General features: G+C 64.1%; 17 protein-coding genes. 8 read left to right on the plus strand and 9 right to left on the minus strand.

Annotated features, from left to right (window positions below; all coding sequences use genetic code 11):
• Positions 1 to 72 precede the first annotated feature (72 nt).
• From FGL95_RS11535 to FGL95_RS11550, 4 genes are all read left to right on the plus strand, one after another.
• Positions 73 to 468, plus strand: a complete 396-nt coding sequence (locus FGL95_RS11535) for an SdpI family protein (protein WP_169586718.1) — start codon at positions 73 to 75, stop codon at positions 466 to 468.
• A gap of 75 nt (positions 469 to 543) precedes the next feature.
• Complete coding sequence (locus FGL95_RS11540) at positions 544 to 1479, plus strand: TIGR04222 domain-containing membrane protein (protein ID WP_169586721.1); 936 nt, start codon at positions 544 to 546, stop codon at positions 1477 to 1479.
• The gene (locus tag FGL95_RS11545; RefSeq protein WP_169586723.1) at positions 1476 to 2465 is read left to right on the plus strand and encodes a DUF1648 domain-containing protein; all 990 of its coding nucleotides are present in this window, start codon (positions 1476 to 1478) and stop codon (positions 2463 to 2465) included. Before FGL95_RS11540 ends, FGL95_RS11545 begins: the two co-directional genes overlap by 4 nt.
• 34 nt (positions 2466 to 2499) lie before the next feature.
• Positions 2500 to 3480: a bile acid:sodium symporter gene (locus FGL95_RS11550; RefSeq protein WP_169586725.1), complete on the plus strand. Its 981-nt coding sequence runs from the start codon at positions 2500 to 2502 to the stop codon at positions 3478 to 3480.
• A gap of 41 nt (positions 3481 to 3521) precedes the next feature.
• On the opposite strand, the gene FGL95_RS11555 is transcribed toward FGL95_RS11550, so the two are convergent.
• From FGL95_RS11555 to FGL95_RS11590, 8 genes are all read right to left on the minus strand, one after another.
• Positions 3522 to 4541, minus strand: coding sequence for a 3-oxoacyl-ACP synthase III family protein (locus FGL95_RS11555; RefSeq protein WP_169587072.1), 1020 nt, complete (start codon positions 4539 to 4541; stop codon positions 3522 to 3524).
• A gap of 57 nt (positions 4542 to 4598) precedes the next feature.
• Complete coding sequence (locus tag FGL95_RS11560) at positions 4599 to 5630, minus strand: aminotransferase class I/II-fold pyridoxal phosphate-dependent enzyme (RefSeq protein WP_169586727.1); 1032 nt, start codon at positions 5628 to 5630, stop codon at positions 4599 to 4601.
• Positions 5631 to 5694: 64 nt separating this feature from the next.
• Positions 5695 to 6357, minus strand: a complete 663-nt coding sequence (locus FGL95_RS11565; protein WP_169586730.1) for an SRPBCC family protein — start codon at positions 6355 to 6357, stop codon at positions 5695 to 5697.
• Positions 6358 to 6368: 11 nt separating this feature from the next.
• Complete coding sequence (locus FGL95_RS11570) at positions 6369 to 8066, minus strand: thiamine pyrophosphate-binding protein (RefSeq protein ID WP_169586732.1); 1698 nt, start codon at positions 8064 to 8066, stop codon at positions 6369 to 6371.
• 115 nt (positions 8067 to 8181) lie between these two features.
• Complete coding sequence (locus FGL95_RS11575) at positions 8182 to 8901, minus strand: zf-HC2 domain-containing protein (RefSeq protein WP_169586734.1); 720 nt, start codon at positions 8899 to 8901, stop codon at positions 8182 to 8184.
• Positions 8898 to 9404, minus strand: a complete 507-nt coding sequence (locus FGL95_RS11580) for a sigma-70 family RNA polymerase sigma factor (protein ID WP_169586736.1) — start codon at positions 9402 to 9404, stop codon at positions 8898 to 8900. The genes FGL95_RS11575 and FGL95_RS11580 overlap by 4 nt, the downstream gene beginning before the upstream one ends.
• 60 nt (positions 9405 to 9464) lie before the next feature.
• The gene (locus FGL95_RS11585; RefSeq protein WP_169586738.1) at positions 9465 to 10094 is read right to left on the minus strand and encodes a YqgE/AlgH family protein; all 630 of its coding nucleotides are present in this window, start codon (positions 10092 to 10094) and stop codon (positions 9465 to 9467) included.
• Positions 10095 to 10148: 54 nt separating this feature from the next.
• Positions 10149 to 10844, minus strand: coding sequence for a TetR/AcrR family transcriptional regulator (locus FGL95_RS11590; protein WP_169586740.1), 696 nt, complete (start codon positions 10842 to 10844; stop codon positions 10149 to 10151).
• A gap of 131 nt (positions 10845 to 10975) precedes the next feature.
• On the opposite strand from FGL95_RS11590, the gene FGL95_RS11595 reads away from it, so the two are divergent.
• The 3 genes from FGL95_RS11595 (at position 10976) to FGL95_RS11605 (ending at position 15488) form a co-directional block, all read left to right on the plus strand.
• Positions 10976 to 11908 (plus strand): NAD-dependent epimerase/dehydratase family protein, encoded by a 933-nt coding sequence (locus FGL95_RS11595; protein WP_169586742.1) that lies wholly within the window; start codon positions 10976 to 10978, stop codon positions 11906 to 11908.
• A gap of 21 nt (positions 11909 to 11929) precedes the next feature.
• Positions 11930 to 13723 (plus strand): penicillin-binding transpeptidase domain-containing protein, encoded by a 1794-nt coding sequence (locus tag FGL95_RS11600; protein ID WP_169586744.1) that lies wholly within the window; start codon positions 11930 to 11932, stop codon positions 13721 to 13723.
• A 121-nt stretch (positions 13724 to 13844) separates the two neighbouring features.
• Complete coding sequence (locus FGL95_RS11605) at positions 13845 to 15488, plus strand: NTF2-like N-terminal transpeptidase domain-containing protein (RefSeq protein WP_240962912.1); 1644 nt, start codon at positions 13845 to 13847, stop codon at positions 15486 to 15488.
• A 233-nt stretch (positions 15489 to 15721) separates the two neighbouring features.
• On the opposite strand, the gene FGL95_RS11610 is transcribed toward FGL95_RS11605, so the two are convergent.
• Positions 15722 to 16447 (minus strand): TetR/AcrR family transcriptional regulator, encoded by a 726-nt coding sequence (locus FGL95_RS11610; protein WP_169586749.1) that lies wholly within the window; start codon positions 16445 to 16447, stop codon positions 15722 to 15724.
• 49 nt (positions 16448 to 16496) lie between these two features.
• On the opposite strand from FGL95_RS11610, the gene FGL95_RS11615 reads away from it, so the two are divergent.
• Positions 16497 to 17315 (plus strand): alpha/beta fold hydrolase, encoded by an 819-nt coding sequence (locus FGL95_RS11615; protein WP_169586751.1) that lies wholly within the window; start codon positions 16497 to 16499, stop codon positions 17313 to 17315.
• The last annotated feature ends 7 nt before the right edge of the window (positions 17316 to 17322 follow it).

A 17322-nucleotide genomic window follows, 5' to 3' on the forward strand; every position in this document is an offset into this window, starting at 1 on the left:
CAGCCTAAAGCGTCGGTAACGGCAGTCCGCACCCAGCGCAGCGCTGACGCCGTCGGTCCGTATCCTTTTACTGTGCTGATCGTCGCGTGTGTGCTATTCCTCTTTGCGATTGTGGTCGCCGTCGTCGCCGTTGCGGGCCTCACGGGTCGCCTTCCGCGCAACCGTTGGGCCGGAATCCGGACACCGGAGTCGTTGCGCGACGATGCCACCTTCGAGCTGGCAAACCGCGTCGCAGCCCCCACCATGCTGGCGAGCGCAGTGGTGCTCGCACTCGGCGGCGTCGGGGCGATCGTGCTCGGCACCATCCCGGGAATTGCCGCTGCCGTCGTCGCTCTCGTCGCTGCGTTGGTCATTGCCGGAATTGGCGGCTCGATCGCCACTCGCGCTGCCGCCGCGTTGGAGCCGGCCGGTGCGTGCGGCCAGAGTTGTGGCGGATGCTCGCTGAAGGATTCGTGCGAGCAGTCCTGAGATAAGTGGCCTCCGCGTCAACTGGTGCTCATACTGTGCTCAGGGTTTGGGCCTAGATGAAAGGTGGCATGTGCGATGACGAGCGCAGATGTAGTCGCCTACGCAGTGACCGCCGCCGACACTTGTATCCCGAGTAAGCAGTTCCTGCGCGGCTATCTCGCAGGTGCGCTGCTGGCAATACTGCTTTCTATCGTGTTGCGCAGGTTCTACACGCGCAGCCTCATCGACAAGTCCAGGCCGTCGATGGCGTTGACGGCGCCAGAAATGGGAATGCTGTTCAGTGATCAACGCGCAGTCGTCGCTGCGCTGTCGCAGCTCCGGGCAGCGGACCTGATCGGGTCCGACGGTTTGGTGACCCGCAGCCTCGGCATGCACGACCGCCAGATCGGCCCGTTCACTCGGTCCGTGTACGACAGCGCAGCAACCGGATTGACCGGAAACGGGCTGACGTACTCGCTCACGGTCCCACTGGCGCAACTACGCACATCCCTCATCGATCGAGGCCTACTCGTCGGGCCGGATTACAAACGCGCAGCCCGGATGGCGGCGGTGCCGATCCTGGTCGTCGTCGTGATCGGCGTGCTCCGCATCATCGCCGGAATCATCAACGGTAAGCCGGTCTTCTACTTGATTCTGATCCTGATCCCGCTGATCATGGTGGGTCTGCTGATCACGCGGACGTCGCGACGGACCGCTCGCGGCACGGTCGAGCTGATGACCGCCGTGCGGCAGAACAGCCACCTTCGCCCCAATCGAGCCCCCGCCTTCTCGTCGTACGGCGGGACGAGCGCCGCGATGTCGGCAGCGTTGTTCGGCGGCGCCGCGCTGTGGCTGCTCGACCCGGCACTTGCTGGAGCTTCAGGAGTGTCGTCGTCCGATTCGGGTGGCGCGTGGTGGTCATCGGATAGTGGTGGCTCGGGGTCCGACAGCGGATCGTCGAGTTGCAGTAGCGGGTCGAGCTGCGGCGGCGGCTCCAGTTGCGGCGGTGGCGGCGGGGGCTGCGGCGGATGACGCGAGGCCGCATCTTCGATCCGGCAGGTGTGGCGTTCGGTGTCGTGGTTCCACTGGTTGCGGCGGGGCTCGGTCTGGCGTTGACGAGGTTCTGGCAGTCGCGACTGCCTGCGCAGATCGCGACGCACTGGAGCACTGATCGGCCGGACGAGTTCTCGGAGCCGATGTCGTCGGCCTGGCTGTTCGCGCTGATCATCGTTCTGATCGGGGGCGGCTGCTGCGGTGTTGCCGCTCTCGCGCAGGCGTTGCTGTTGATGCGGCGCGCCATGCTGTTGATCGGCTTGTCCGTGGTCGGCGTGCTGAGCACTTTGCAGATCGTGACGCTGTGGATTCAGCTCGACAAGACGGATGTGTCCGACGTCGAACTTCCGTGGGCCGCGATCAGTGTCGGCGTCGCACTCGGCTGCGTCGTCGGTGCAGTTGGCTCCGTGTTTCTGAAGGACTACCGGATCCGGCCTGCGGCTGTCGAGCGGCCCGACGCGAAGTTGCCGCGGGGCTCGGCTCACACGGTCCGGGATGTGGCGGGCTTCGGCCGCGTCGGCACGATCGTCTTCGCGGTCGTGGCCTTCGGAGCGGCAGGGTTGGCGTGCCGCGCGGTCGGGGGGATCTGGCCGCTGGTCGCTGCTTTCCCGGTCGTGGTGGTGCTGCTGGCGTTGATGCGATTCGAGGTGATCGTCGATGCGTCCGGTCTGCGGGTCCGCAATTTCGGTCTGACGTCGATCGACATCGGCATCGACGAAGTCACCGGCGCCAAGGTGGTCCACGTGAATCCGTTCAAGGATTTCGGCGGGTGGGGACTGCGGTCCAAGGGTCATCGGCGCTACGGCATCGTGACGCATACCGGTCCGGGGGTCGAGGTCTCGACCGCCGGCGGCATGACCGTGACCATCACAACCCAAAGCGCCGACGCCATGGCCGGGGCGTTGAACGCGTTCGCTGACGATCACCGCCCTCCCGTGCGCGCGTCTCACCCCTCCCGGGGTTAAATTCGCGCACGGTCTTGCTGCGTAGCCTGATCGCGTGCGCTGGCTGAGCAGAATTCCTATCGACGGGTTCGTGCTGTCGATCGTCGGCGTGGCTGTGTTGGCGACGCTTCTGCCCGCCAAAGGCGTCGGAGTGGACGTGGTCGAGTGGATCACCGCGATCGCGATCGCGGTGCTGTTTCTGCTCTACGGCGCTAGGTTGTCGCCGCGTGAAGCGCTCGACGGACTCAAACATTGGCGGTTGCATTCGGTCGTTCTTGCGTCGACGTTCGTGCTGTTTCCGCTGCTCGGTCTCGCTGCGCGGGTCCTTGTTCCCAGTGTGTTGACCGACGACCTCTACACGGGGCTGCTGTATCTGTGTCTGGTGCCGTCGACGGTGCAATCGTCGATCGTGTTCACGTCGATGGCGAAGGGCAACGTCGCCGGCGCGGTCGTCAGCGCGTCGGTGTCGAATATCGTCGGGGTCTTCCTGACGCCGCTGCTGGTGATCTTGCTGCTGGACACGACGGGTCATGCATCGGTCGACTTGTCGTCGGTCCTGAATATCGTTGTGCAGCTGCTGGTCCCGTTCATCGTCGGCCAGCTGATCCGGCCGTGGGTGGTGGACTGGCTGAAGCGCTACAGCGGCCCGACCAAGATCGTCGACCGCGGCTCTATTCTTCTTGTCGTCTACAGCGCATTCAGCGCCGGTGTACGCGAAGGGATCTGGCATACTTTGTCGCCGTGGCGAATTGCCGCGATCGTCGCGTCGTGTTGTGTGTTGCTCGCCGCCGTGCTCGCGTTGACCGCGTTGGCTGGTCGACTACTCGGCTTCGCGCGCGAAGACTGCGTCGTCATCGTGTTCTGCGGTTCCAAGAAAAGTCTGGCGACCGGTCTGCCCATGGCGACTGTTCTGTTCGCCGGGCAGCCGGTCGGCCTGATCGTCTTGCCGCTGATGATCTTTCATCAAGTCCAGCTGATCGCCTGCGCCGCATTGGCCCAACGGTGGGGCAATGCGGCGACGACGAACCGTGAGTGAATTTCGCCCTTGGAGGGGTGAGACGCGCGCACGGGGTGGGGCTAGGCCTTCGGTGCAGCGCCCCAGCGAACTGCGGCGGCGGCGGCGAAGTCACCGGCGTGGGCGAAGGCCGACATCAGGACCAGCGAACCGTTCGGAACCTTCCCTGCCTGGTTCTGCAGGTCGAGGGTGACGGGAATGCCTGCGCCGAAGAGATTGCCGCACTCGTCGAAGGTGTTCGGGTACTTCTCGTCGGTCAATTCCAGTGCGTCGCGCCAGTTCCGGAGGAACAGACGGTTCGGCTGGTTCGTCACGAACGTGTCGATCTCCTTCGACTTGACGCCGATCTCGTCGAGCACCGCGAATGCCACCTCTGGCACGAGGCGGTTGCCGCGTGCGAACACCTTGGTGATCTTCTGCTCGTTGAACGAGATGCGGAGCTGGCCTGTCCCGGCCTCCCAGTACTTGCGCTGCGGGTCGACCTCACCGGTCATGTCGCCTGCGAACTCGGGGTAGTGGCGGGCCACCGTTCCGAGGATCGGTGCTTCGTCCGATTTGCGGAGCAGGCCGACGCCCGCACCGTCGCCGGGCACCGTTGCCTGAGCGAGCTTTCGGACGTCGGTCTGAGTGAAGATCTGGCCGGCGCTGTTCTGCACGGCGACGATCAAAGCTGTTCGTGCAGTGGTTGTCTGCAGGAGAGTCTGGGCGAGCTTCATCATGTAGACGAACGATGCGCAACCGCTGTTGTGCAGGTCGATGATCCAGCTGGGGCTCATGCCCATGCGCTTGGCGAGGTCGGCGCCACACCCGATGACCGGCAGGTCCGGCAGCTGGGTGTGGGTGATGAGGATGTCGACGCCAAGTACTTCGTCGGCGCCGTTACGCTCGATGAGCGGAGCCATCGCGCGCTCGGCCATGTCGACCGCCGTCTCGCCCTCGGCGACGTGGTGACGGTTCTTCGGCGCACGGAACATGATGTTCTTGGCCATGCGGTCCGAGCGGGCGTACTGAGTGAAATACTCAGTGGGGACTCGGTTCTCGGGCAGGTAGCTGGCGATATCGACCAGGCTGACCGTCTGCAACTGCTCGTTCATGGGTGGTTCTCCAATGGGGGGTTTCGAAAGTCTTGAAAGGGTTGGTCAGCGCCCAGCGAGCGCTTCGAGGACTGCTCTGCTCGCCGCCGGGTCGCCGGCCGCGATTCGTGCGCTGCCGTCGGGATACGGTTTGGCGATGATTCCCGCTCGGCTGAGCGTGTCCGCGACTCCCGCACCTTGCACGTACAGGAAGTTCGCGAAGCTTCGGGGAACGCGAATGCGCCTGCGGATCAGAGCATCTCGCAGATATTCGCGTTCGGCGGTGATGCGCTTGACCCTTGCCTGGAGCTCGTTCTCTGCGGCGTAGGACGCGATTACCGCAGGTACCGCCGTGGCATTGACACCGAATGGCAACTGCCACTTGCGAATACGCTCGGCGAGCTCGTGTGCCGCGAATGCGTAGCCGATTCGCAGTCCCGCCAGTCCGTAGGCCTTCGAAAAGGTCCGCAGCACTACGAGGTTGGGGAACTTGCGCGTCAGCTCGACCGCATCGATCGAGTTCGCTGCGTTGACGAATTCGACGTATGCCTCATCGAGGACGACCACGACGCGACGCGGTACCGCGGCGAGGAACCGGCGCAGTTCGTCCTCGGTGAGCAAGGTGCCGGTCGGATTGTGCGGCCGGCACACCACCACTACCGATGTCCGTCGATCGATGACGCCCGCCAAACGCCGCAGGTCCTGGCGTCCTGCGGTGTCGAGCGGCACGGTCGTCGGCTGCACACCCACGATCGACGCCATGATCGGGTATCCGTCGAAGTTGGGCAGTGTGAAGGCAATCCGATCGCCCGGCCTCATAACGGCTTGCATGATCTGCATCGCGACGCCGGTCGCACCGGACCCGACGACGACCTGCTCGGGGTCGACGCCGATCCGATTCGCGATCACGCGGGGCAGCCGATCTGGCATGAACTCCGGATACTTGTTCGCATGCGCCATCACGCTGTTGAGCGCCGTCAGCACCGAAGGCAGTGGGCTGAAAGGGTTCTCGCTCAGCCCCAGCTCGAAATGCGGTTGCTCGGTGACCACACGGCGGTCAGGGAACGGCACTGTGGCGTCGATCGTCTCGATTGTCATGGCTTCGGCTCCGTTCCCTATCTGATGACTGCTAGTCCGGCGTCAATGCCCGGGCGGGGCATTCTCAATCCATCCACTTCGGCTTGATCGGGAGCCCATGGGTAGCGCGGTATTCGCAGATGGCCTTGAGGTTGTCCATCTCGAGCTGGTGGCCCGCTGCGAACATGTCCCAGAAATCGCCGACCCACACCGGGCGCCCCTCAGGCGCGAGCTCCGGGAAGGGGTTGTTGTCGTAGAACGGATGGCGGCAGTTGGTCCACAGCACAACGGATCCGGGCTTGTTGAAGACGACCTGCGCGTCGACGACGCGGATCAGGTAGATCATCCAGAGGTGCTTGCCCTGGTCCCATGCGCAGTGGTAGTCCACCGTCATGGCATCCGGGTTGGCGACCGTGCGGGTGTAGATCTCGGTGTGCTTGCCGATGCGGTCGTCGGAGACCCAGAGCCCCGGCTCGTCGGTCTCGACGAATCCGCGCAGGCTGTAGGTCCACTCCTCCAAGCTGCGGGTGTCGGCAAGGTACTCGTAGACCTCGCGCGGCGGAGCAGCGATGTAGGCGTTGACCGGGCAGTAGTCGCCGAAGACCTGCTCGTGCGGGTAGACCGAGCGAAGCATGTCCATGATGATCGGCGCGGTTTCGTCCTTGTCCGAGTTCTCGATCCGGAGGACTCCGGGGACGACGTCTTCGTCGATGTCGCTGAGTGCTGGCAGTGGTGCGGCGGTGGTCACGATTTTCTCCCTTAGTGGTTGGAGTGTTTGTCTTGGTTGGTCAAGAACGGGGCGAACGGGGGGACTTCGTCTGGGTCGCAATCAACTGAAATGAATGTCGGCCCTGTATGTTCCGACGCGGCATCGAGTGCCGCGACGAGTTCGTGGTGGTCGCGCGCGGCGAAGGCGGGCAGCGACGGAAACATCGCGCCGATCCCTTCGCCGAGCATCGATGGGCGGAATCGGTTGTAGCTGTAGCGATCCCGATAGAACAACTGCTCGCGTGTGACGCACATGGCGTGCGCGTTGTTGTTGAAGACGATGAACGTGATGGGCACGTCGTGCTCGATTGCGGTGTGAATCTCCATGCCGTGCATGAAGAATGCGCCGTCGCCTGCGATCACGAAGGTGCGTCGCTGCGGACCGCGCGCGAACGCCGATCCGATGCCGGCGCCGAAGGCGTAACCCATTCCGCCCATGCCGAGCGCGACGACGAATCGGGCGCCACCGGCGATTGGAAGATGATGTACGACAGCAGCTCCCGTGTTTCCCGCATCGGCGAACACGTCCGAACCGGGCGGCATCTTCGCGGCGATGGTCTCGACCGCTGCTCGGTACCTAAGCCCCGGACCTGCGGAGTCCGGGACCTCGAGCGTGGTCAATTGCCTTGCGACAGTGGGCTCGACGTTGCCCTTGGTTGCGAAGGTCTGTGCAAGTTCTGCGAGCGTTCCGCCGAGGTCGTTGCTGAAAGCGTGCTCGGCGTGCGGGTACGGCTTCTCGGCGCCGACACTGACAACGACCGTGCCTGCGAGAGCCGCGTCCAGTCCGGCGCGCGCGGTCACGGCGAGGCGGGTGCCGACCAGCAGGCACAGCGACGAATGCCGGACCGCGTCGACGAGTTCGGCGTTGCCCATGACACCCGCGACGCCGCTGAAGCCGGGCTCGTCGGCGCCGTAGACGTCCTTGGCGTCGGGGCCGACTCCCACCGATGCGTCCAGCGCGACCGCGAGCATCCGGAGCTGGTGGCGAGCGTCGTTGCGCGCCACCTGATCGCCGGCGATGATCACGATCTTGCCGGTGTTACGTGCTGCCGCGATGGCTCCTGTGACCTTCGTGATGGCTGCGACATCGCGGAGCGGCCGTGGAATCGGTGCGCGGAAAGCAGCTTTCGGCACGAACGTCGCCTGCTGGATGTCTTTCGGCAGCAGCAGGACCGCTGGGCCGCCTTCCAGCGCAGCGAGGACCGCTCGGTCCAGCAGGGCTTCGATGTCCTCGGCACGTTCGACGCGGGCGCAGAATCGGGAGATCGGAGCGAACAGCAGTTCGGCGTTGATCGAGCCGGCGAGTCCGCTCGAATCTTGGAATCCGCCATTGCCTTCGAGCGCGGTGGGCACCTGGCCGACGAGCGCGAGGACCGGCACGCGGGAGGTGAACGATTCTGCGAGCCCCGAGACCAGGTTGGTTGCGCCGCCGCCGGAGGTCGCCGCGACGACGCCGATTCCGCTGGTCGACCTGGCGTAGCCATCGGCCATGGTGGCAGCGGAGAACTCGTGCTTGGCGACGATGCCCTCGACCAGTCCGTTCGAGTCGAAGACGGCGTCGTACAAGTCTTCGATATTCGCGCCGTCGACGCCGAAGATCTGCTTGACGCCGAGCGCGGCAACTGCCTCGACGAGGTAGTCGACGACCCGAATTGTGCGGTGCCCGTTGGTACGAGATTCCGCATTCATCCGGAGCTCCCTTCGACTGACGATTCCTTGGCGTGTTGCTGGTTCGTCTAGTGATACGAATCGCGGGACGCTTCGGTTCAGTCGTTCGGGGCCGATTTCGTGTCGGCTGGTCGGCCTAGTTCAGGGTGCCGAGGAGGATGACCTCATTTGTTGTGACGTTGCGAATATCGACGCGCCGGATACTGGCTGCAGGGTCGGCGACGACGGGGCTTGCGGTGATGACGTCGCCCTTTTCGGCTTCCCATTCGGCGACTTTCGATTCCGAACGGTCGGTGCTGACGTACATCGCGTAGCGACCTTTGTAGTTGTAGCCACTGGAATCGCTGTAGCGGCAAGCCATTTCGATACGCGTGTTGCCGTCGGGCAGGGCGACAACAGAAAAGTCCGCCGACAGGGGTGTCGGAATCAAGTTCACCATCGACCGCTGCGCGATGACTTGCTCCGACGTCGACGGTTGTGGACCGGCGTCGTCGCCGAGACCACTCGCAAGCGGTATGGCGATTGCCACTGCCGCCGCCGCAGTTGCGACGGCCGCACCGACAGCGATCAGTCTGCCGCGCCGACGCTTTCGCTCGGTTTGGGTAACGAGCTCGCGCAACATCGTCGGCGGCAGCGGGTGCTCGTCGGCGGCTGGCCGTTCGCCGAGCATGGCGATCGCGTTGTTGGGCGGGACGAGGGCGAGCAGGTCTGGGACGACTGCAAGGTTGGCGACACTTTCGCGGCAGGACTCGCAATCGACGAGGTGTGTTTGAAACTCTCGACGCTCGTCAGGCGTCAATGCCCCCAGAACATAGGCGGCGTCCCAAGTGGCGTAACGATCGGATTCGTCGGTCACTTCGTCACCCCCATCTCCTGTAGTGCGAGGCGTAATGCTCGCATCCCGTAGTGCATTCGCGATTTCACCGTGCCTTCTGGAATGTCCAGTTCGGCTGCAATCTGATGCGTCGACAGACCGCGGTAGTAGGCCAACACCACTACTTCGCGATGGTCCACCGACAGCGTCGCCAGAGCGTCGCTGATCAGCCATGAGTCGAGTGCTCGATCGGACTGGTCGGGGCTTTGCCGCTCGGGCGGATTGTCCATACCGAACTCACGCCGCGAGCGTGCACTTCGGTGTTCGTCGAAGGCCAAGTTGCGAGCGACGGTGAACAGCCAGGCGCGCGCGGACGTCGTCGACTGATCGAGGACGTTCGGTCGTTGCCATGCTCGGAACAGAGTTTCTTGCACGATGTCTTCTGCACGCCCCTGATCACCGATCAAACCGAGCGTATAACGCCACAGGGCCGATGCATGTTCGTCGTAAAGTACTCGCATCAGGTCGGCCTGATCGTCGGGCATCCGTCACCTCCCGCTCAAAACACGGTACAGAGCACCCGAAGGTTCAACGACATGTAAAGACTAGTTGCGCTCGACCTCGATGGGGTGAGTTGCGAGCATCGCGAGGGGCAACGGTTGCCGACGCAGGACGCTGGCCCACACATCATGCCGCGGCGGACCGATCAGATCGCTGGCCAGTGCGGACAAGACCATCCAGTCGTTGCGTTCGAGCTCGCCTTCGAGCTGTCCGAAGGTCCAGCCCGAATAGCCGGCGAAGATTCGTACACCCTCGACGAGCGGGCGGATCTGGTCCGGATCGGAATCGAGATCGACCATCGCGATTCGGCCGTCGACTCTGCGCAGGCCGGGCACATCGTCGATATTGGCGCCGACCCGAAGGGTCGCGAGGCACAGTGCAGCGTCTCGTTTGACCGGACCGCCGACGAACAGCGCCTTCGGCCGCGCAGCCAGGGAGGACCACTGCGGTAGAACATTGTGGACCGCGGTCTCGCTCGGCCGGTTGATCACGACGCCGAGGCTGCCGCCGTCGTTGTGTTCGATGACGTAGATGACGGTCCGACGAAACGCGGGCTCGACCAGGTCGATGGACGAGACCAGCAAACTCCCAGGGCGCACAACGAGTTCGGGGAGCGATCCGTCGTTTCGCTCGCCGTGCGTAGTGCGATCTTCGGGTTCCTCTCCGTATGCCACGCACACATCATCGCACCGTTGTGGGAGTGATGTCGGGCAAGACGCTCGCAGAATTCAGCGGAATCCGATGGTCTCCAACATGACATCGAGGTGATGAGCGAACAACGCTTTCGTGTCGGTAAAGGTGCGGGGCCCGTACTGGTCGAAAACTTCGAAGTTCACGACGCCGAACAGGGTCGCCCACACGAGTACCCCACGCGCGATCAGTTCGTCCGGCGTCGTCAAGCCGAACCGCGAGCGGATCAACTCGAAGCTTTCCGCGAGAGCTTTCGGCGGCCCGACCGTGTCAGGAACGACGACCGCGCCTGCCACGAACGCGCGCTGGTAGAGCTGTACGAGCGCGACGATCACCCGGGTTCCTGGCACCGTCGTTTGCTCTGCCGGAGCGGCATAGCCGGGCACCGGGCTGCCGAACAAGAGGGCGTAGCGAGCGGGTTCCTGTAGTGCCCATTCCCGGACTGCCCAGCCGAGTGCGCGGAATTGCGCGGCGAAATCGTCGTCCGGCGCTGCGGCGAGGGCGGCGTCGACGTGGTCGCCGAGTTCGTTGTATGCGTCGACTACCAGCAAGGTCAGCAGCTCGTCGCGGCTGCTCACGTATCGGTAGACCGCCGACGAGACGACGCCGAGGTCTCGCGCGACCGCACGCAACGACAGCGCGGCCGCGCCGTGGACGGCGAGGTGGTCGCGACCGATTCGCGTGATGTCTTCCATCGTTTGCACGCGTGCGCGTTCCCGTGGCGTGGAGGTCATGGCACCAACAATGACCGCCCAGAAGAGCGCTGTCAACAAAAGAGAGCAGTGCTCTTGACAACCGATCGAGGGTGGTGCAGGCTTGAACTTGAACCGAGAGCGGTGCTCACAAAAGAGATCAGGAGAGTGGCATGGTTGCCATCCACGTAGTAAACGGAGCAGGTCAGGTCGGTACGACGGTCGCGCTGCAGCTCGCAGCTCAGGGGCAGCAGGTCCGGCTGCTGACGCGGTCGGGCAGCGGACCGGAGCACCCGCTCATCGAGCGACGCAAGGTCGACGTTTCCAAGCCGGACCAGCTGGCCGCAGCATTCGAAGACGCTGTCGCCGTGTTCCACTGCATCCACGGATCGCGGTATTCGGCAAAGGCGTGGCGAGCGGAGCTGCCCGGCGCAGAACAGGCTGTGCTGGACGCGGCAGGCAAGGTCGGTGCGGTCGTGGTCTTCCCGGAAAGCCTCTATGCCTACGGCCACGTCGCCGGACCGATGACCGAAGACACCCCGCGTGACGCGACAGTCGGCAAACTTGGCATCAGGGCGGAGCTGCTGCGTGCTCGGGAGGCGCACCCGACCCCCACAGTCAGCGTCGCAGCCTCGGACTTCTTCGGTCCGCACGTGATGATGTCGCACGCAGGCGAGCGGATGGTTCCCACTGTCCTCGCCGGAAAGACGATGCGCGTGATCGGCAGCCTGGACGCTCCGCATTCCTTTACCTACGTGCCTGATCTCGCCGCCGCGATGATCAAAGCTGCGCAGGACCCTGCCCTCTGGAATACCGTGTTGCACGCTCCGACGGCGCCAGCGGTCACGCAGCGGCAGCTGATCGAGGCAATTGCGAATGCGGGGAAGGTCGCGACACCGAAGGTCGCCGCTGTTCCGGTGTGGGAATTGAAGGCATCGGGTGCATTCTCCGAGCAGTCGCGCGAACTCGCCGAGACCGGCTACCAGTTTGCGAAGCCCTTCGTTCTCGACTCGTCGCGGAGTCAGCGGGTGCTCGATCAGGCACCGACGCCGTTCGAGGAGCAGGTCGCGACGACAGTGCAATGGTGGCGCGCGCGGCAGAACTGAGCGCAGGGCTCGGGCTCGGGCATGATCGACAGGGTGCGCACCGAGCCTCGAGCCCTATTTGCTGCCGTTCTTTCATTAACTCTCATAGTCGTGGGGTGTAGTTCCGACAAACCGGACCAGCCCGCAAAAATCGCGCAGCAGTTCGTGACTGCGCTCAACAACGACGACGGGAACGCGGCAGCGGCGTTGACGTCAGACCCCGCAAAAGCCGCCGATGCGATCGGCAAGATGTACGACGGGCTCGGCAAGGACGTGAAGTTCGACGTCAAGAGCACGGAGGAATCGGGGGCGGTCGAACTCGCCGCGCAGTGGACGCTCGGGCAGGGCGAGGCAGCGAAACGCTGGTCGTACACCACGCGGGGGAAAGCATCGGATTCCGGCCAAGGATGGCGAATCGACTGGGATCCCGCGATCTTGGTAGCCGGACTCACCGAAGGCCATACCGTGCGATTCCTTCCGACCCACAGCACACCGGCGCGCGTGCTGGATAGAGCCGGTCAGGAGCTGATGACCGAGCAGGTCGTCACGCTCGTCAACGTGGCCCCGAGCGCAGATGCCGCCGCAGTTGCGCCGCTCCTTGCGCAGATCGATCCGGCGGTGACGCCTGCGTCGCTGTCGGCCGACATCGCGGCCGGTCAAGGTAACCCTGTCACGGCGCTCATTTTGCGCGAACAAGATCTGGCGAAGGTCGAGGCACCGTTGTCGGCGTTGCCCGGCGTCACACTCGCCAAGCAGACCCGGCTACTCACCACGGACCGCACGCTCACGTCGCCGACCTTTTCCGGAGTCACCGAACTCTGGCAAGAAGCCCAAGATGCGGCCGCGGGCTGGTCGGTCGAGGTCGTCGCCGACGACGGAACCGCGACCAAATTGGTCGGCGAAGACGCCAAGCCGACGCCGGACCTGACCACCACACTCGACCTCGGTCTTCAGCAGGCCGCCGAAGCAGCGGTCGCGCCGTTGCAGCAGCAGGCCGCGATCGTCGCGATTCGACCGTCGACCGGCGGAATCCTTGCCGTCGCGCAGAGCGCCTCGGCCGACGCGCAGGGTCCGATCGCGTTGACCGGCTTGTATCCGCCGGGTTCGACGTTCAAGACGGTCACCGTGTCGGCAGCACTTCAAGCGGGGGGATTGACCCCGGACACCGTATTGCCGTGCCCGGGTTCGGCGAACATCGAAGGCAGAACGATCCCGAACGATGAAAACTTCGACCTCGGCCAAGTGCCGCTGCATACTGCATTCGCGCGGTCCTGCAATACGACGATGGGCCGGCTCGCCGTTGGGCTGCCGCCGAACGGTCTGCAGAAGGCTGCAGAGCAATTCGGGCTCGGCGTCGACTACGTGACGCCTGGGCTCGTGACCGTCACCGGCACTGTGCCTGTCGCGGATACGCCGGCCGCCCGCGTCGAATCCGGTATCGGACAAGGAAGCGTCACCGCGTCACCGTTCGGAATGGCGTTGGTGGCGGCGACGATTGCGCATGGGAGTCTGCAAGCGCCGATGTTCGTCGACGGCCGCCGGGGAACCGGAAACCGGACGCCGAGCCCGTTGCCAGCAAACATTACGGACCAACTTTCGACGATGATGCGTGAGACGGTCACGGCTGGAACGGCCACGATTCTCAACGACATTCCGGACCTTCGGGGCAAGACGGGAACCGCCGAGCACGAGAATGGCGCCGCCCACGGCTGGTTCGTCGGAATCGAAGGCGACCTGGCGTTTGCGGTCTTCGTCGCCGACGCAGGCAGCTCGACACCCGCGCTCGAAGCCGCTGGTCGATTTCTGCGGAATGTTCAGCCGCTGATCCCCCGGTAGGGGTTGTTTCGGCTGGCTGTAACGCTATTGTGATGCCATCGTTGGTAGTGGGAGCTTGTTACTGGTGTGACAAGAGTGGAGATTGTGACGTATGGGATTCGGGACCACTCGTCGTTTGCAAATGAACACGGGGATCGCTGTGGGGGCGGTCGCCGTGATGATCTTTGGGCTTGGATCATGCGCGCTCGGTGATGAGAAGGACGACGCCGAGGTGCTGGTCGAGCAGTTCACGCAGTTACTCGACGACCGCGACGTCGTGAGTGCTGCTGCGCTCACGTCATATCCGAACGCCGCGTCAGCTTCTATCCAGCAAATGTTCGACGGACTGAAGGCTGACTCGGTCGACTACAAAGTCAGCCAATACATTCCGCTCGACCAGTCGTCCGGCTTCTTCACCCTCGATGCCAAATGGGACCTCGGTAAAGACCGACGTTGGGATTACAGCGTCCAGGGCAGCGTCCGCAAACTTGCGGTCGGCTGGCGAATTTCGTGGGACCCCACCGTCGTCCTGCCTGAATTCGGGCACAGCCGTACGGTCCAGCTGGTCCGTACCGATGCGGCGGCACCGCGTGTGCTCGACCCGACTGGCAGCCCGCTGATGGACGAGCAGACCATCAATGCGATCAAGCTCGATCCGACGAAAATGCCCGACCCGGTCGCCACGACGACCGCCGTCGCGAAGGCGATCGAACCGGTAGCACCGTTGATCACGTCGCAGTCACTGATGCAGGACCTCGTCGTGGCGCGTGGCCAGTCGATCACGGCAGTCTCCTTGCGCGACGCCGACTTCGAGATTCTCGGGCACGCACTGGTCAAGATTCCCGGAGTGGTCACCGAGAAGCAGCCGAAGCTGATCGCCACGGATCGTCGCATCGTCTCGCCGCTGCTCGACGCATTGCGAAATGTCTGGCAGTCCAGTCGCGACGCGACCGCAGGCTGGGCGGTCGAGGTGCAGGAGCCGGACGGTTCACCTGCCGTGCGACTGACCGGGTTCCAGGGTCCGCCGCCGCCGGACGTCGCGGCCACGCTCGATCCGAAGCTGCAGCTTGCGGCCGCTGACGCCGTCGTGAGCGTCGGAACGCCCGCGACTATCGTCGCAATTCAGCCGTCGACCGGCGCCATCACAGCGGTCGCGCAGAACACCTACGCGTCCGACATCGGTCCGATCGCGCTGAAGGGTCTGTACCCGGCGGGCACTGCGCTCGATATTTTCAACAACGCGGCCGGGGTGCTGAAAGGTGTTGCGCCGAAGGATGTATCGCCCGAAGACTCGATGAACGCGGCCGCACAACTCGGTCTGGGCGTCGATTTCAAGGTTCCCGGACTCGAAGAAGTTACCGGGCAACTACCGAATCAGGGTGCGGGCATGGAGAAGCCCGACGCGTGGAACGGCGACAATGTGATGGTCAGTCCGTTCGGGATGGCGATGGTCGCGGCGTCGATCGCGCGGGGCAATGTCCCGGCACCGATGATCGCGTTCGGGCAGCCCGCCACGACCGATGCGAATCTCACGTCGATTCGATCCGACGTTGTCGACAGGCTCCGCGTGCTCATGCGTGAAGGTGTCACCAAGCCCAATGCGCAAAGTGTGCAAGCATTTTCGGACGTGACCGGCATCGCGACCCAGAGCGGTCAGGACAGTTGGTTCATCGCGAACCGCGGTGACCTCGCCTTCGCCGTCTTCATCAAAGACGCCGACGGCGCCGACCAGGCCGCCAAGATGGCTGCGCGCCTGCTCCGTGCAATGGCAAAGCCGCAGGCCTAGACACCCCGTGCGCGAGTTTGGCCCCCTGGGGGCCAAACTCACTCACAGTTCGCCAGCTTTCCATGGCACGTAAGACAGTCGGCGATTGTTCTGATAGACCCAATCCCACTCTTTGCCGGTTCGACGTGTCACCGCAACATCGAGCTCGGTCATCGAGGCGTCGGTCCCCGAGCAGCGCGCACCCACCCGCAAGGGGGGATGGTCACCGATCAGTTGAGTGCCCCGGGAAAGACTCAGTCGCGCGCCGGGGTTACACCCTGAACGTGGCGGTCATGAAGGCTCACGAGACCATCGATCAACAAGTCCAAGCCGAAGGCGAACTCCTCCTCGAGCGAGGCGGGCAGGAAGTCCGCGACGGCATGCGTGGCCTGGAAGGCGGCCGGGTCAAGCGTGTGAAAGAACGTCGACAGTAGCGCTGCGTCGATCTGCTCGGCAGGCACGTTGCGGAGCTGGATGGCAAAGCCCACGACATGACGCGCGAGCGCGACGTAAGCGCGCGCCGCCAGCTCCACCGGAAAACCGTTGGCGAGGAGCAACTCGAGGCACTTCTCGCGAACCTCGAGCGCGTGGGGGCCGATCGGCACGGTGTCGGCGAGCAGCGAGGCCGCATGCCGATGCTTGGCGAAGTTCTCGAACATGGCGCGCGCAAGGCCCCGCGCGGCGTCCTGCCACACCAGACCGTCGACATCGATGGCCTCGATGTCGACGTCGGCGAACATGAGATCGACGACTTCGGCAACCAACTCGGAGCGGTCGCTGAAGTGCCGGTACAGGGTCGCTGTTCCAGACTCCAGGCGTTGGGCAAGCGTGCGCATCGACAACGCATCCGGGCCCTCTTCGTCGACGATCTGCAGCGCCGTCGCAACAATCCGCTCCCGTGGAATCGCCGGGCGCCCCAAGGCTCGACGAGGCTTCGACGCATCTGCGCCCGCGCGGGCTCGCTGTTCGTCCACAGACATCATTATTACCCCTTGACCTGATCGTACTTATGGATACACTGTATCCATTATGAACAACACCTTCAGTTTCTCCGGCGATACCCTGGTCGCTCCCGCCGATGACGTGCTCGTGCATTACCGCCGCGCCGGTCAGGGGCAACCACTTCTCCTCCTTCACGGCAGCGGCTCGTCGCTCGACGGCATGGCGGCGCTGACCGCTCAGCTGAGCAGCTCGTACGACGTCATCAGCGTGGACCTGCCCGGATTCGCACGCACCGGTCCGCGCCCGGACGGTGACTATCGCGTCGCGACGTACGTGACCACGTTGGTCGGATTCCTCGACGCTCTGGGGATCGAACGCGTCACTGTCGTCGGCAACTCGTTCGGGGGAAACCTCGCCTGGAACCTCGCGCTCGACCATCCCGATCGGGTTGATCGGTTGGTCCTGATCAATGCGACCGGCTACCCCGACAAGACCCTGCCGATCGGAATGCAGTTGATGCGCCTGCCCGTGTTGCGGACGCTGATTCGGTTGTGGATGCCTCGGCAGATGATCGCCAAGAACCTCGAGAAGACCGTGGGGCCGACGTCGACCATCGTCGATGACGCAATGGTCGATCGCGCCTACCGGCTGATGAATCTTCCCGGCAATCGAGCGGCGTTCGTCGACTTCGTCAACACCGAGCAGCGTGACCGCAGCGGCGAGATCCGCCGGATCACCGCGCCGACTTTGATCCTGCGTAGCGCCAGTATCGACGGGCAGTACTTCGGCCGCGATATCGCCGGAAGCGAGGAAGCCGTGCACCCCAACGGCGGTCACCTCTTACCCGAAGAAGAACCCACCTGGGTCGCCCAGAACATCACCGAATTCCTCCCGAGCCAGCACTGAGAGACTA

The sequence above is a fragment of the Antrihabitans stalactiti genome (assembly GCF_012932915.1).
GTDB classification, from domain to species: domain Bacteria; phylum Actinomycetota; class Actinomycetes; order Mycobacteriales; family Mycobacteriaceae; genus Antrihabitans; species Antrihabitans stalactiti.